We start from the raw sequence: 13,876 nt of genomic DNA, 5'->3' as shown, positions 1-13,876 counted from the left end.
GCCGCGGGCGGGGCGGCGCTCCCGGGCGCCGTCCCGCTACCGGCCCGGCACGGGCTCGCCCGCGACCTCCTCCAGGAAGGGCTCGACGGCCGCGCGCCAGCCGTCCGGCTGGTCGTAGTGGACGAGATGACCGGCGTCCACCACCTCCGCGTACTGGCCGCGCGGCAGCACCCGCACCATTTCCTGGGCCTCCGCGCGGCCCAGTTCGCCGTCCAGGCCGCGCACGACCAGCGTCGGGCACCGCACCTGGGAGAGCTCGTCCCAGTGCGCGTCGTGCACCCAGGTCGCCCGGGACAGCAGCATCTGACGGCGGGAGAAGACCGGACGCCAGCCGTCCGCCCGCTCGGCCATCACCTCGGCGAAGAACTCGCCGCGCGCCGGGGAGGGCCGCTCCACCCAGGGGTCGTCCTCGCCGAACCACTTCCGTACGTCCGCGAGCGTCGCGAACGGCACCGGCCAGGCCTTGAACCAGTCCTCCCACTCCCGCTGGGAGGCGGCCCCGAGCGCGGAGGCGCGCATGTCGCAGACGACCAGGGCGCGCACCAGGTCCGGCCGCTTGGCGGCGAGCTGCCAGGCCGTCAGCGCGCCCATGGAGTGCCCCACCAGGGTGACCGGGCCCAGCCCCAGCTCCTCCACCACCGCCTCCGCGTCCGCGACGTAGGCGTCCCGGGAGAAGGGGCCTTCGGAGGGCTTCTCGCTGCGGCCGTGGCCGCGCTGGTCGAGGGCGACGGCCCGGTGCCGCTCGGAGAGCCACCGGGCGGTGGCCGCCCAGTGCGAGGAGCGGCCCATCAGGCCGTGCAGCAGTAAGACGCCGGGGAGCCGCTCCAGGTCGCCGCCCTCCTTGGGCGGGTCGGCGAACTCCCAGGCGGCGAGGCGTACGCCGTCTGCTCCGGTCACGTCGATGCGCCGCACCATATGACCTGGCACCCCCTTCTCGTACGGATCGTGCGTGCTCGTCCCTCGCCTGCTGACGTCCGCCGTCTCCATGTCATCGAACCCATATTCGAAGATCGGGGCGGAGCGGCCAAGAGCCCTCTTTCGAGTGACAGCGCTCAAGGATTGGCGTTCGCCGCCGAGGGGAGATCTTCTGCGGGAGGCGGGCCGCTCGGGGAAGACGGTCCGCGGGGGCCGGCCTGAAGAGCTCGGGGCTCCAGGCCGGCACAGGGGAGGACAGGCCCCGGCGCCTCAGGGCGCCGGGGCCCTCCGCGTACGGGCCGCTCGCGTGCGGTGCGCGTCGGTGCGGGCCGCTCGCGTGCGGTGCGTGCTCGTGCGGGTGGCTCGCGTGCGGTGCGTGCTCGTGCGGTGCGTACGACGGGCGCATCTCCCGCCTCCTCCCCGGCCGTGCGACGGGCCCGGCCGGCAGCCCTCGTTCACCTCTGGTGCCCCGGTTCATGTGCCGCAGACACAGCGTGGCACGCGATCCCGTCCGGCCGCCGGCATTCCGGTGCGGAAGCGGGCCGGAGAACGCGACCTCAAGTCCCGTCCCCCGGCCCGCCGTTGACCTTCGAGGCGGAGACGTCTCAGCGCTTGGCGACGAAGACGTGCGAGGCCGTCTCCGCGTCCAGCTCGGCCGCCTCGCCGCTGCTGCCGACCAGCACACCGCCGGGCGAGTCCGTCACGCTGACCACCGAACCGGGCTGCACGCCGGCGCGGCGCAGCGTGTACATGAGCTGGGCGTCGGTCTGGATGGGCTCGCCGATGCGCCGTACGACGACGGTCTTGCCCTCCGGACCCGGCGCCAGCTCGCTCAGGCTGACCATGCCCGCGTCCAGGAACGGGTCGGCCTCGGACTTCTCGCCGAGCTCCTCCAGACCCGGGATCGGGTTGCCGTACGGGGACTCGGTGGGGTGGCGGAGCAGTTCGAGGACACGGCGCTCGACCGCCTCGCTCATCACGTGCTCCCAGCGGCACGCCTCGGCGTGCACCTGTTCCCACTCCAGCCCGATCACGTCGACGAGCAGGCACTCGGCGAGCCGGTGCTTGCGCATCACGCGCGTGGCCAGCCGGCGGCCCTCCTCGGTGAATTCCAGGTGGCGGTCGCCCGCGACCGTCACCAGGCCGTCGCGCTCCATGCGGGCGACGGTCTGACTGACCGTCGGGCCGCTCTGGTCAAGGCGCTCGGCGATGCGGGCGCGCATGGGGACGACGCCCTCCTCCTCGAGTTCGAGGATGGTGCGGAGATACATCTCCGTGGTGTCGATCAGTCCGGACATGTGTGCCCCTCGGTGCTGTGACAGAAATCGTCGTGCGCTCGGTCTTCGTACTCGGTTGTGCTCAGTCGTCCTGCGCCGGCCCTGTCCCAATTCTGACGCATCGCACCGACAACCGTGCCGGGCCGGGGCAGGGCCGTATTGACAGGTCGCGGCTCAAGACCGCAACGTGATCCGCGGCACGGACGCCGCCCCTGTTCGTAACCTTGGGTAACCGCCCCGCATTCCCGGCAACTCCCACGAAACCGCCACTGGAAGGGCTCTCCGCGATGAGCGAGAACAAACTGGCCGGTCAGTTCTTCGACGCCGCGATCGGCCTGCTCCACCGGGTACGGGACGAGGAGGGCGACGCGATCGCCGCCGCCGGGACCGCGATCGCCGACACCGTCGCCGCCGGGGGCCGGCTCTTCGCGTTCGGCGCCGGGCACTCCTCGCTCGCCGCGCAGGACGTCGTCTACCGGGCGGGCGGGCTCGCCCTGATGAACCTCCTCGCGGTGCCCGGTGTCGTCGGCGTCGACGTCATGCCCGCCACCCTGGGCTCCGCCCTGGAACGCGTGGACGGCCTCGCGGGCGCGGTGCTCGACAGCAGCCCCGCCAAGCCCGGTGACGTACTCGTGGTGATCTCCCTGTCCGGGCGCAACGCGCTGCCCGTCGAGATGGCGATGAACGCGCGCGCCCTGGGGCTGAAGGTCATCGGCGTCACGTCCGTGGCGTACGCGCAGGACACCAGGTCGCGCCACAGGTCGGGCAGCTTCCTCAAGGACCACTGCGACATCGTGCTGGACAGCAAGATCGCGGTCGGTGACGCGGAACTGACGACGGAGGGCATCGACGCCCCCTTCGCGCCCGCCTCGACGGTGGTCACCACGGCCCTGATGCAGGCGGTCATGGCGGCCGCCGCCGGAGAGCTCGCGGAGCGCGGCATCGAGGTGCCGCTGCTGCGGTCGGGGAACGTGGACGGCGGCCACGAGTGGAACGGACGCGTGATGAGCGAGTACGGCGACCGGATCTTCTTCCGGCACTGACGGCGTCCGCCGCCGCTCCACCGCCCACCCCTCCGGGTCGGCCCGGGGCGCCGGGCGCCCCTCCCCGTACCGGACCGGAAGGCCCGCGCGCCCCGGCGCACCCGCAGGTGTTCACTCGTGCTGCACGTCCGGATCATTCAGCTCCGCCGTGTCGCGGAGCACACCCGCCTCGGGGGGATCGAGGTGCCGCGTTAATTCGGTTGAGCCGCCCCGGAAGGGCTCCTAATGTGTGACGCACACTGAAAGGAGGTGATTCGGAAGTGATTTCTTTCCGGACTCGTGAGGTGGCTGCGGGCTAGTTGCCCGTCGTCGCACTCAGTGCGGTAGCCGGCGCAGCCGGTTCCCATCCCAAGCAGTCACCGCCCCGCGGGCTCGCCGGTGTGTCCGGCCGGCCCCCTCCTCGGAGGGGACCAGAGCCCGCGGGGTTCTGCGTTCACGGGGTGTGTTTCAGGGGTTGAGGCGTTCCACGGACCAGGCGCCGGGGCCGGTGCTCACGTAGCGCAGGCGGTCGTGGAGGCGGTTCTGGTGGCCCTGCCAGAACTCGACCGTCTCCGGGGTGACGCGGAAGCCGCCCCAGTGCGGCGGCACGGGGACCTTCTCGCCCTCGGGGTAGCGGGCGGCCAACGCGTCGTAGGCGGTGGTGAGTTCCTCGCGGGAGGCGATGGGGCGGGACTGGTCGCTGGCCCAGGCGCCGAGCTGCGAGCCGTGCGGGCGGGTGCGGAAGTAGGCGGCCGTCTCGGCGCGGGAGACGCGGGCGGCGGTGCCGGTGACGATGACCTGGCGGGCGATGCGGTGCCAGGGGAAGAGCAGCGAGACGTGCGGGTTCGCGGCCAGTTCGGTGCCCTTGCGGGAGTCGTAGTTGGTGAAGAAGACGAAGCCGTCGCCGTCGTAGGCCTTCAGGAGCACCGTACGGGTGCTGGGGCGGCCGTCGGGGGTGGCAGTGGCGACGACCATGGCGTTGGGCTCGTCCAGGCCCGCGTCGACCGCCTGCTGGAACCAGTGGGCGAACTGTTCCATCGGGGTGGCGGCGAGCGCCCGCTCGGCGAGGGGCTCGCCGCGGTACTGCTCGCGCATGGCGGCGGGGTCGGGGGCGCGCCCCCCGGAGAAGGGCGAGGAGGAGGGGTCGGACGCGGCGGGAGCTGTGTTCGGCACGGGGCCATCCTGCCGCAGGGGGTGCGGAGCCCCCGCACAGAGGGTGCGCGCCGGGCGACGGGGCGCGGGCGCAGTCTTCCCACCCGCAACCGGCCTCAACCCTCTCGGAAGCGGGTCGTGCAGTGTGCCTGTTCTCACGCTTCCCCGCATCGGTGGAACCCGCCAAAATCCGGGGTGGAGCCGCTGTCGCCCCTCCACAGCAGGGGTATCGTTCCTGCCTCCCGCCGCTTGGCCTACACGCATAGAGGAGCCGCCTGATGTCCGACTTCGTACCCGGACTCGAGGGAGTCGTCGCGTTCGAAACGGAGATCGCCGAACCGGACAAGGAGGGCGGCTCGCTCCGTTACCGGGGTGTCGACATCGAAGACCTGGTCGGGCACGTGTCCTTCGGGAACGTGTGGGGCCTGCTGGTCGACGGCGCCTTCAACCCGGGGCTGCCGCCCGCCGAGCCGTTCCCGATCCCCGTGCACTCCGGCGACATCCGGGTCGACGTGCAGTCGGCGCTGGCGATGCTCGCCCCGGTGTGGGGCCTGAAACCGCTGCTGGACATCGACGAGACCACCGCCCGCGACGACCTGGCGCGGGCCGCGGTCATGGCGCTGTCGTACGTCGCCCAGTCGGCCCGCGGCCAGGGGCTGCCGATGGTGCCGCAGCGCGAGATCGACAAGGCCGAGTCGGTGGTCGAGCGGTTCATGATCCGCTGGCGCGGCGAGCCGGACCCCAAGCACGTCAAGGCGGTCGACGCGTACTGGACCTCGGCGGCGGAGCACGGCATGAACGCCTCCACGTTCACCGCGCGGGTGATCGCCTCCACCGGGGCCGATGTCGCCGCCGCGCTGTCGGGGGCGGTGGGCGCCATGTCCGGGCCGCTGCACGGCGGTGCGCCGTCCCGGGTGCTCGGCATGATCGAGGAGATCGAGCGCACCGGTGACGCCCGCGCGTACGTGCGCCAGGCCCTCGACAAGGGCGAGCGCCTGATGGGCTTCGGGCACCGGGTGTACCGCGCGGAGGACCCGCGTGCGCGCGTGCTGCGGCGCACCGCCAAGGAGCTGGCGGCCCCGCGCTTCGAGGTGGCGGAGGCGCTGGAGAAGGCCGCGCTGGAGGAGCTGCACGCGCGGCGTCCGGACCGGGTGCTGGCGACGAACGTGGAGTTCTGGGCGGCGATCGTGCTGGACTTCGCGGAGGTCCCGGCGCACATGTTCACGTCGATGTTCACCTGTGCCCGCACGGCCGGGTGGTCGGCGCACATCCTGGAGCAGAAGCGCACCGGCCGACTGGTGCGCCCGTCGGCGCGGTACGTGGGTCCCGGCGCCCGCGGCCCGCAGGAGATCGACGGCTTCGGGGACATCGCGGGCTGAGTTCCGCGGACGTACGCACGACGAGCGGGCAGGGGGCGTCCTCCGGGGAGGGCGCCCCCTGCCCGTGGCCCGGGAGCTCCCCCGCCCGTGACCCGGGGGGGGAGCCTCTTATCCGCGTTCCGGCGCGGGGGCGCCGAGCGCCGCCTCCAGCAGGTGCGCCCACTGGGCGACCACCCGGTCGCGGCGGGCGGTGTCGTCGGTGAGGAGGTTGGCGAGGCCGAGGCCGCGGGCCATGTCCAGGAAGCCCTGGACGATCTCGCGCACCCCGGGGCGGGTCTCGTCGGCGTGCAGGAGTTCCACCGCGATGCGGTGGCTCTCGCGGCCGAACCTGGCCTCCAGCTCGGTGACCCGGGCACGCAGCTGCTCCTCGTTGGAGGCGGCGACCCACAGGTGCAGGGCGGCCCGGAAGAGGGGGCCGGTGTAGAGGTCGACCAGCGCGCCGACGACGGCCGCCGTGTGGTGCCCCGGCAGGGCGCGCAGGGCGCGGGAGCGTTCCTCGGCGACGTACTCGACGGCGGCGGTGAACAGGTCCTCGCGGGTCGGGAAGTGGTGCTGGGCGGCGCCCCGGGAGACGCCCGCCCGTTCGGCGACGACGGACACCGTGGAGCCCGCCCAGCCGCGTTCGGCGAGGCAGGCCACGGCGGCCTCCAGCAGCCGCTGCCGGGTGACGCGGCTGCGGTCCTGCTTGGGGGTGGTCACAACAGCCACGCGGGGTCCCGTCGTTCGAGGTGTGCGGTGACGCCCTCGCGTGCCTCGGCGGACGCGAACAGCGCTGCCGAGCGTTGTACCAGGTCCTCTGCGTCCCGGTCGAAGGCGTTGCGCATCCCGGCCGTCAGCAGCCGCTTGGTCTCGGCGAGCCCCTGCGGGGACGCCCTGCGCAGCGCGTCCAGCACCGGCGTGAGGACGGCGTCCACGTCCGGTGCCGTCTCGGTGAGCAGCCCGATCTCCTGGGCGCGCGGTCCGGCGAAGACCTCCCCGGTGAGGAAGTACCGGGAGGCCGCCCTGGGGTCGAGCCGGGGCAGCAGCGGGATCGAGATGAGGGCGGGGGCGACCCCGATGCGCACCTCCGAGAAGGCGAAGTCGGAGGCTATGGTCGCGAACGCCATGTCGCAGGCGGCGAGCAGGCCGAGCCCGCCCGCCCGCGCGTGCCCGTCGACGCGCGCGATCACCGGCTTCGGCAGTTCGGCGATCTGCCGCAGCAGGGCGACGAACGCGTACGGGCTGGCCGGCGACTTCAGGTCGGCGCCCGCGCTGAAGGTGTTGCCGTTGTGCGCGAGCACCACCGCCCGCACCGAGGCGTCCTTGCCGCAGCGTTCGAGGGACCGGCTCAGCTCGCCGACGAGCGACGCCGAGAGGGCGTTGCGGTTCGCCGGCGAGTCGAGGGTGAGGGTGGTGATGCCGCGGTCGTGCGTGGTGGGGGCGAGGGCCTGGCGTGTCACTGTCGCTGTTCCCTTTCTCGGAGCTCCCGGCGCAGGATCTTGCCGGAGGCGGCACGGGGCACCGCGTCGACGAACTCCACGCGGCGCACCTTCTTGTACGGGGCGACGCGTTCGGCGACATGGGTGATCACGTCCTCCTCCGTGAGGTGTGCGGCGTGCGCCTGTCGGACGACGTATGCCTTGGGGATCTCGTTGTCGTCCTCGTCGCGTACCCCGATCACGGCGGCATCCGCGATGTCTTCGTGGGTGAGCAGGAGGGCTTCGAGTTCGGCGGGGGCCACCTGGAAGCCCTTGTACTTGATGAGTTCCTTGACGCGGTCGACGACGAAGAGCCAGCCGTCGGCGTCGACGCGGCCGATGTCGCCGGTGTGCACCCAGCCGTCGGCGTCGATCATCTCGGCGGTGGCGTCGGGACGGCCGAGGTAGCCCTTCATCCGCTGCGGGCCCCGGACGGCGATCTCGCCCGCCTCGCCGACGCCGAGGTCCTTGCCGGGGGTCTCCAGGGACAGGATGCGCAGCTCGGTGCGCGGCAGGAGCTTGCCGACGGTGCCGGGCGGGGGGCTGGGGGCGTCCAGCGGCACCACGTGGGTCCCCGGCGACAGTTCGGTCATTCCGTACGCCTGGAGGACCGGCGGCAGCCCGAGGCGGTCCGCGCAGGCCTGCGCGAGGTTCGCGTCGAGGGGGGCCGCTGCGCTGACGACGTACTCCAGCGAGGAGAGGTCGTAGCGCTCGACGGCGGGGTGCTTGGCGAGCGCGAGGACGATCGGCGGGGCGACGAAGAGGGCGTTGACCCGGTGGTCCTGGATGGCCCGGAGGAACTGGTCGAGTTCGAAGCGGGGCAGGGTGACGACGGTCGCGCCGTGCGAGAGGGGCTGGTTGACCAGCGCCATCAGGCCGTAGATGTGGAAGAAGGGGAGGACCGCGAGAACGCGGTCGCCCGGCTTCATCGGGATGAACGGGTCGAGCTGGGCCATGTTGGTGGCGATGGAGTGGTGGGTGAGCATGACGCCCTTGGGGGTGCCGGTGGTGCCCGAGGAGTAGGGCAGGGCGGCGATGTCCTCGCGGGGGTCGACGGCGATCTGCGGTTCGGGGTCGGTGCAGGCGAGCAGGTCGAGTACGGAGCGGTGGCCGGGGGCGCTGTCGCAGACGAGGATCTCGGTGATGCCGCCGCTGAGCCCGGCGGCGCGTTTCGCCGTCTCCAGCAGGGGCGACACCGTGACGATCCAGCGGGCCGAGGAGTCGCGGAGCTGTTTGGCGAACTCCTCGGCGGTGGCCAGCGGGTGCACGGTGGTGACGGCGGCGCCGGCCCTGGTGGCGGCGAAGAAGACCGCCGGGTAGGCGATGGTGTTGGGGCTGTGCAGGGCCAGCACGTCGCCCTTGCGCAGGCCGGACGCGGCCAGGGCGGCGGCGATCCGGCGGTGCCCGGCGTCGAGTTGGGCGTAGGTGAAGGTGGTGCCGTTCGTCCCGTCGACGAGCGCGGGGGCGTCGCCGTAGTGGGCGGCGTGTCCGAGGACCGCCTCGTGGACGGGACGTTCGACGTCGGGCACATCGGCGTACTCGCTGTGGAACACCATGGTGTGACGGTCCCCTTCGGCACGGTGGTGCGACGGTGCGCACGGCCGGTGCGGCGGCCGTGCGCGGTGGGTGGACGGACAGGATGCGGGTACGGGGTGCGGCTCGGGGAGACCCCGGCGCGAGCCGGCCGGGGTCCGGGCGCGGCCCCGTGGGGGCCGGCGGGGCTCAGTACGACTTGGGGAGCCCCAGGGACTGGTGGGAGACGAAGTTGAGGATCATCTCCCGGCTGACGGGGGCGATCCGGGCGACCCGGGAGGCGACGATGAGCTGGGCGAGGCCGTACTCACGGGTGAGGCCGTTGCCGCCGAGGGTGTGGACGGCCTGGTCGACGGTCTTCACACAGGCTTCGGCGGCCGCGTACTTCGCCATGTTGGCGGCCTCCCCCGCGCCCATGTCGTCGCCCGCGTCGTACAGGGCGGCGGCCTTGCGCATCATCAGGCGGGCCAGCTCGATCTCGATGTGCGCCTGCGCGAGGGGGTGCGCGACGGCCTGGTGGGCGCCGATCGGCGTCTTCCAGACGGTGCGCTCCTTGGCGTACGCCACCGCCCTGCCGAGGGCGTAGCGGGCCATGCCGACGGCGAACGCGGCGGTCATGATGCGCTCGGGGTTGAGCCCGGCGAAGAGCTGGAGCAGCCCGGCGTCCTCGTCGCCCACCAGGGCGTCGGCGGGCAGCCGTACGTCGTCCAGGACCAGCTCGAACTGCTTCTCCGGGGCCTGGAGCTCCATGTCGATCCGCGAGCGCCCGAAGCCGGGGGCCTCGCGGGGGACGATGAACAGGCAGGGCTTGAGGCTGCCGGTGCGGGCGTCCTCCGTACGGCCGACGATCAGGGTGGCGTCGGCGATGTCGACGCCGGAGACGAACACCTTGCGGCCGGTGAGGACCCAGTGGTCGCCGTCGCGGCGGGCGGTGGTGGTGATGCGGTGGGAGTTGGACCCGGCGTCGGGCTCGGTGATGCCGAAGGCCATGGTGAGGCTGCCGTCGGCGAGGCCGGGCAGCCACTGCCGCCGCTGCGCGTCGGTGCCGAAGCGGGCGATGACGGTGGCGCAGATGGCGGGCGAGACGACCATCATGAGCAGCGGCGACCCGGCGGCCCCCAACTCCTCCAGCACGATGGAGAGTTCCGCGATGCCGCCGCCTCCGCCGCCGTACTCCTCGGGAATGCTGACGCCGAGGTAGCCGAGCTCGGCGGCCTCCGCCCACAGGGCGTCGGGGTGTGCGCCGTCGGCGACGACCCCGGTGAAGTAGTCGCGCCCGTAGCGCTTGCCGAGGGCGGCGACGGCGGCGCGGAGGGCCCGCTGCTCCTCGGTCTCGACGACACTGCTGATCATGGTGGTGCTCATGCTTCCTGGTCCTCCTGTGCACTGGTGTCCGTGACGACGGCGAGCAGGGCGCCGACCTCGACCTGGCGGCCGGGGACGGCGTGGAGCGCGGTGAGCGTGCCGGAGGCGGGAGCAGTGACGCGGTGCTCCATCTTCATGGCCTCCAGCCACAGCAGGGGCTGCCCCGCCGTCACCCGGACGCCCTCCGCGAGCCCTTCGGCGACCCGTACGACCGTCCCCGGCATGGGGGCGAGCAGGGAGCCGGGGGCGGTGCGCGCGGCGGGGTCGGGGAAGCGGGGGGCGGGGGTGAGGGCGTGGCAGCCGGCGGGGGTGTCGACGTACACGGTGCGCACGGGCGCGGAGCCGCCGCGGCCGGTGTGCGCGTACGTCCGGACGCGGTGGCGGCGCCGCACCCCGCCGGTTTCGAGGACGACCTCGTGCGGGGTGACGGACACCACGCGTTCGACGCCCTCCACGCGGTAGCCGCCGTCGCGTTCGCGCCGGTAGCGGACCTCGTGCCCGTTGTAGGTCTTGGTCTGCGGCTGGGACGGGACGTTCCGCCACGCCCCGCCGAAGCGGCCGCCCCGCGCGGCGGCGTCCGCGAGGGCGGCGGCGACGGCGGCCAGGGCCTCGCCGGGGGGCGGGGCGGTGAGGGCGTCCAGGTGGCGGCCGTAGAACCCGGTGTAGTGGCGGGCGGTCCGGAAGTCGGGGTGGCGCAGGGAGCGCACGAGGAGGTCCCGGTTGGTGACGGGGCCGTGCACGCGGGTGCGGGCGAGGGCGTGCGCGAGGGCGCGGACGGCTTCGGCGCGGGTGGGCGCGTGCGCGACGACCTTGGCGAGCAGGGGGTCGTAGTGCACGCCGACGGTGTCGCCGCTCACGAAGCCGGTGTCCAGGCGCAGTCCGGGCCCGGTGGGCACGTCCAGGGCGTGCAGGACGCCGGTCTGGGGCTGCCAGTCGTGGGCGGGGTCCTCGGCGTACAGCCGGGCCTCCACGGCGTGCCCGTGCGCGTCCGGGGGCGTCGGCGGGAGCGCGCGGCCCTCGGCGACGCGGATCTGGAGGGCGACCAGGTCGATGCCGAACACGGCCTCGGTGACGGGGTGCTCGACCTGGAGGCGGGTGTTCATCTCCAGGAAGTACGCCCTGCCGCCCTCGTCGACGAGGAACTCGACGGTGCCCGCGCCGACGTATCCGACGGCGCGGGCGGCGGCGGTGGCGGCGTCGTGCAGGGTGTGCCGCTGGGCGTCGGTGAGCGCCGGCGCGGGAGCCTCCTCGATCACCTTCTGGTGCCGGCGCTGGAGCGAGCAGTCGCGGGTGCCGAGCGCCCAGACGGCGCCGTGCGCGTCGGCGAGGACCTGCACCTCGATGTGGCGTCCGCGTTCGACGTAGGGCTCGGCGAAGACCTCGCCGTCGCCGAAGGCGGACCGCGCCTCGGCGGACGCCGCCGCCAACTCCTCTTCCAGGTGCGCGAGTTGCCGGACGACGCGCATGCCGCGTCCGCCGCCCCCCGCCGCCGCCTTGAGCAGCAGGGGCAGGTCGGCTTCCGTCGCGGCGGCCGGGTCGACGGGGGCGAGCAGCGGCACGCCCGCCTTCGCCATCAGCTCCTTGGCGCGGGTCTTGGACGCCATGGCCTCGACGGCGGCCGGGGGCGGGCCGATCCAGGTGAGTCCGGCGTCGGTGACGGCGCGGGCGAAGCCGGCGTTCTCGGAGAGGAACCCGTATCCGGGGTGCACGGCGTCCGCCCCCGCGGCGAGGGCGGCCTTCACGATCAGCTCGCCGCGCAGATAGGTGTCGGCGGGGGCCGCGCCCGGCAGCCGTACGGACACATCCGCCGTACGGGTGTGCAGGGCGTCCGCGTCGGGGTCGGAGTGCACGGCGACGGTGCCGATGCCCAGCTCGGCGCAGGTGCGGAAGACGCGGCAGGCGATCTCGCCGCGGTTGGCGACGAGCAGGGTGTTGATCACGGAGGGCTCGCGTTCGGTCATGGGGTGCCTCACATCCGGAAGACGCCGAAGCCGCCGCGCACGCCCTCGACGGGGGCGGTGTGGATCGCGGACAGGCACAGGCCGAGGACGGTGCGGGTGTCGCGGGGGTCGATGACCCCGTCGTCGTACAGCCGCCCGGACAGGAACATCGGGAGGGACTCGGACTCGATCTGCTGCTCCACCACCGCGCGCAGGGCGGCGTCCCCCTCCTCGTCGTACGGCTGCCCCTTCGCGGCGGCGGAGGCGCGGGCGACGATCGACAGCACCCCGGCGAGTTGCTGCGGGCCCATCACGGCGGACTTCGCGGTGGGCCAGGCGAAGAGGAAGCGGGGGTCGTAGGCGCGCCCGCACATGCCGTAGTGCCCGGCTCCGTACGAGGCGCCCATGAGGACGGACAGGTGCGGGACCCTGGAGTTGGCGACGGCGTTGATCATCATCGCGCCGTGCTTGATGATGCCGCCCTGCTCGTACTCCTTGCCGACCATGTAGCCGGTGGTGTTGTGCAGGAACAGCAGCGGGATGTCGCGCTGGTTGGCGAGCTGGACGAACTGGGCGGCCTTCTGCGACTCGGCGCTGAAGAGGACGCCTTGGGCGTTGGCGAGGATGCCCACGGGATAGCCGTGCAGGCGTGCCCAGCCGGTGACCAGGCTCGTCCCGTACAGCGGCTTGAACTCGTCGAAGTCGGAGGCGTCGACGATGCGGGCGACGACTTCGCGCGGGTCGAAGGGGGTCTTGAGGTCGCCGGGGACGATCCCGGCGAGTTCCTCCTGGTCGTAGCGGGGCTCCTGAACCGTCTCCGGGTCCGGGTCGGGGTGCGCCTTGCGCCAGTTGAGGCGGGCGACGACGCGCCGGGCCTGGTGCAGGGCGTCGTGCTCGTCCACGGCGTAGTGGTCGGCGAGGCCGGAGGTGCGGGCGTGCATGTCGGCGCCGCCGAGCGATTCGTCGTCGCTCTCCTCGCCGGTGGCCATCTTCACCAGGGGCGGGCCGCCGAGGAACACCTTGGACCGGTCCTTGATCATCACCGTGTGGTCCGACATGCCGGGGACGTAGGCGCCGCCGGCGGTGGAGTTGCCGAAGACGACGGCGATGGTGGGGATGCCGGCGGCGGAGAGGCGGGTGATGTCCCGGAAGAGGGCGCCCCCCGGAATGAAGATCTCCTTCTGCGAGGGCAGGTCGGCGCCGCCGGACTCCACGAGGCTGATGCAGGGGAGCCGGTTCTCGTACGCGATCTGGTTGGCGCGCAGGGCCTTCTTCAGGGTCCAGGGGTTGGAGGCGCCGCCGCGGACGGTGGGGTCGTTGGCGGTGATGAGGCATTCGACGCCCTCCACGACGCCGATGCCGGTGACCATCGAGGCGCCGACGGGGTAGTCGCTGCCCCACGCGGCGAGGGGGGAGAGCTCCAGGAACGGGGTGTCGGGGTCGAGCAGCAGCTCGACGCGCTCCCGGGCGAGGAGCTTGCCGCGCGCGCGGTGCCGGGCGAGGTACTTGTCGCCGCCGCCGGCGAGGGCGCCGGCGTGGGCTTCCTGGAGGGCGGCGAGCTTGGCGAGGGTGGCGGCGCGGTGGGAGGCGTAGGCGGGGGCGGTGGGGTCGAGTGCGGTGGGGAGGGTGGGCATGGGCGGGGCCTCTCCGGGGGACGGGGGTGCTGGGCGCGGGGGGGTGGGGGGCGTTCGCTCGCGCGGGGCGGGGGCGCTGGGCGGGGGCGGAGGTGTCGGCGGTGGGTGTCGGCACCCGGCGCGGAGGCGGTCAGCCGCCGGGCGGTGCGACGGGGCCCGGCGCGGGGCGGCGGGGGCGGCGGGCGGGTGACGGCGGCGGGTC

General features: G+C 73.5%; 11 protein-coding genes. 2 read left to right on the top strand and 9 right to left on the bottom strand.

Annotated elements, in window-relative coordinates:
* Positions 1–36: 36 nt before the first annotated feature.
* Positions 37–915: an alpha/beta fold hydrolase gene (locus ACZ56L_RS08075; protein WP_345226381.1), complete on the bottom strand. Its 879-nt coding sequence runs from the start codon at positions 913–915 to the stop codon at positions 37–39.
* A gap of 605 nt (positions 916–1,520) precedes the next feature.
* On the bottom strand, positions 1,521–2,213 hold the full coding sequence (locus tag ACZ56L_RS08070) for a metal-dependent transcriptional regulator (protein WP_345221765.1): 693 nt from the start codon (positions 2,211–2,213) through the stop codon (positions 1,521–1,523).
* 266 nt (positions 2,214–2,479) lie between these two features.
* On the opposite strand from ACZ56L_RS08070, the gene ACZ56L_RS08065 reads away from it, so the two are divergent.
* The gene (locus tag ACZ56L_RS08065; RefSeq protein ID WP_471062531.1) at positions 2,480–3,235 is read left to right on the top strand and encodes an SIS domain-containing protein; all 756 of its coding nucleotides are present in this window, start codon (positions 2,480–2,482) and stop codon (positions 3,233–3,235) included.
* A 447-nt stretch (positions 3,236–3,682) separates the two neighbouring features.
* Here the strand turns inward: ACZ56L_RS08065 and pdxH are convergent, their stop codons facing one another.
* On the bottom strand, positions 3,683–4,309 hold the full coding sequence (gene pdxH, locus ACZ56L_RS08060) for a pyridoxamine 5'-phosphate oxidase (protein WP_401755612.1): 627 nt from the start codon (positions 4,307–4,309) through the stop codon (positions 3,683–3,685).
* Positions 4,310–4,644: 335 nt separating this feature from the next.
* Between pdxH and ACZ56L_RS08055 the strand changes: the two genes are divergently transcribed.
* Positions 4,645–5,745 carry a citrate synthase 2 gene (locus tag ACZ56L_RS08055; RefSeq protein ID WP_345221761.1) on the top strand — a complete coding sequence of 367 codons (1,101 nt, stop codon included), beginning with the start codon at positions 4,645–4,647 and terminating at the stop codon, positions 5,743–5,745.
* A 108-nt stretch (positions 5,746–5,853) separates the two neighbouring features.
* Here the strand turns inward: ACZ56L_RS08055 and ACZ56L_RS08050 are convergent, their stop codons facing one another.
* The 6 genes from ACZ56L_RS08050 to ACZ56L_RS08025 all read right to left on the bottom strand — a co-directional run bounded on the left by ACZ56L_RS08050 (position 5,854) and on the right by ACZ56L_RS08025 (position 13,674).
* Complete coding sequence (locus tag ACZ56L_RS08050) at positions 5,854–6,453, bottom strand: TetR/AcrR family transcriptional regulator (RefSeq protein WP_345221759.1); 600 nt, start codon at positions 6,451–6,453, stop codon at positions 5,854–5,856.
* Positions 6,441–7,184: an enoyl-CoA hydratase family protein gene (locus ACZ56L_RS08045; protein WP_468686816.1), complete on the bottom strand. Its 744-nt coding sequence runs from the start codon at positions 7,182–7,184 to the stop codon at positions 6,441–6,443. Before ACZ56L_RS08045 ends, ACZ56L_RS08050 begins: the two co-directional genes overlap by 13 nt.
* A complete protein-coding gene (locus ACZ56L_RS08040; protein WP_471062528.1) occupies positions 7,181–8,758 on the bottom strand; it encodes a 4-coumarate--CoA ligase family protein in 1,578 nt (525 codons plus the stop codon). The genes ACZ56L_RS08045 and ACZ56L_RS08040 overlap by 4 nt, the downstream gene beginning before the upstream one ends.
* A gap of 166 nt (positions 8,759–8,924) precedes the next feature.
* Positions 8,925–10,100 carry an acyl-CoA dehydrogenase family protein gene (locus ACZ56L_RS08035; protein ID WP_401754433.1) on the bottom strand — a complete coding sequence of 392 codons (1,176 nt, stop codon included), beginning with the start codon at positions 10,098–10,100 and terminating at the stop codon, positions 8,925–8,927.
* Positions 10,097–12,061, bottom strand: a complete 1,965-nt coding sequence (locus ACZ56L_RS08030) for an acetyl/propionyl/methylcrotonyl-CoA carboxylase subunit alpha (RefSeq protein ID WP_471062526.1) — start codon at positions 12,059–12,061, stop codon at positions 10,097–10,099. Before ACZ56L_RS08030 ends, ACZ56L_RS08035 begins: the two co-directional genes overlap by 4 nt.
* Before the next feature lie 8 nt (positions 12,062–12,069).
* The gene (locus ACZ56L_RS08025; RefSeq protein ID WP_468686812.1) at positions 12,070–13,674 is read right to left on the bottom strand and encodes an acyl-CoA carboxylase subunit beta; all 1,605 of its coding nucleotides are present in this window, start codon (positions 13,672–13,674) and stop codon (positions 12,070–12,072) included.
* Positions 13,675–13,876: the final 202 nt, after the last annotated feature.

The sequence above is a fragment of the Streptomyces sp. NPDC039736 genome (assembly GCF_055596485.1).
This window is presented reverse-complemented; position numbering and strand designations above follow the sequence as displayed.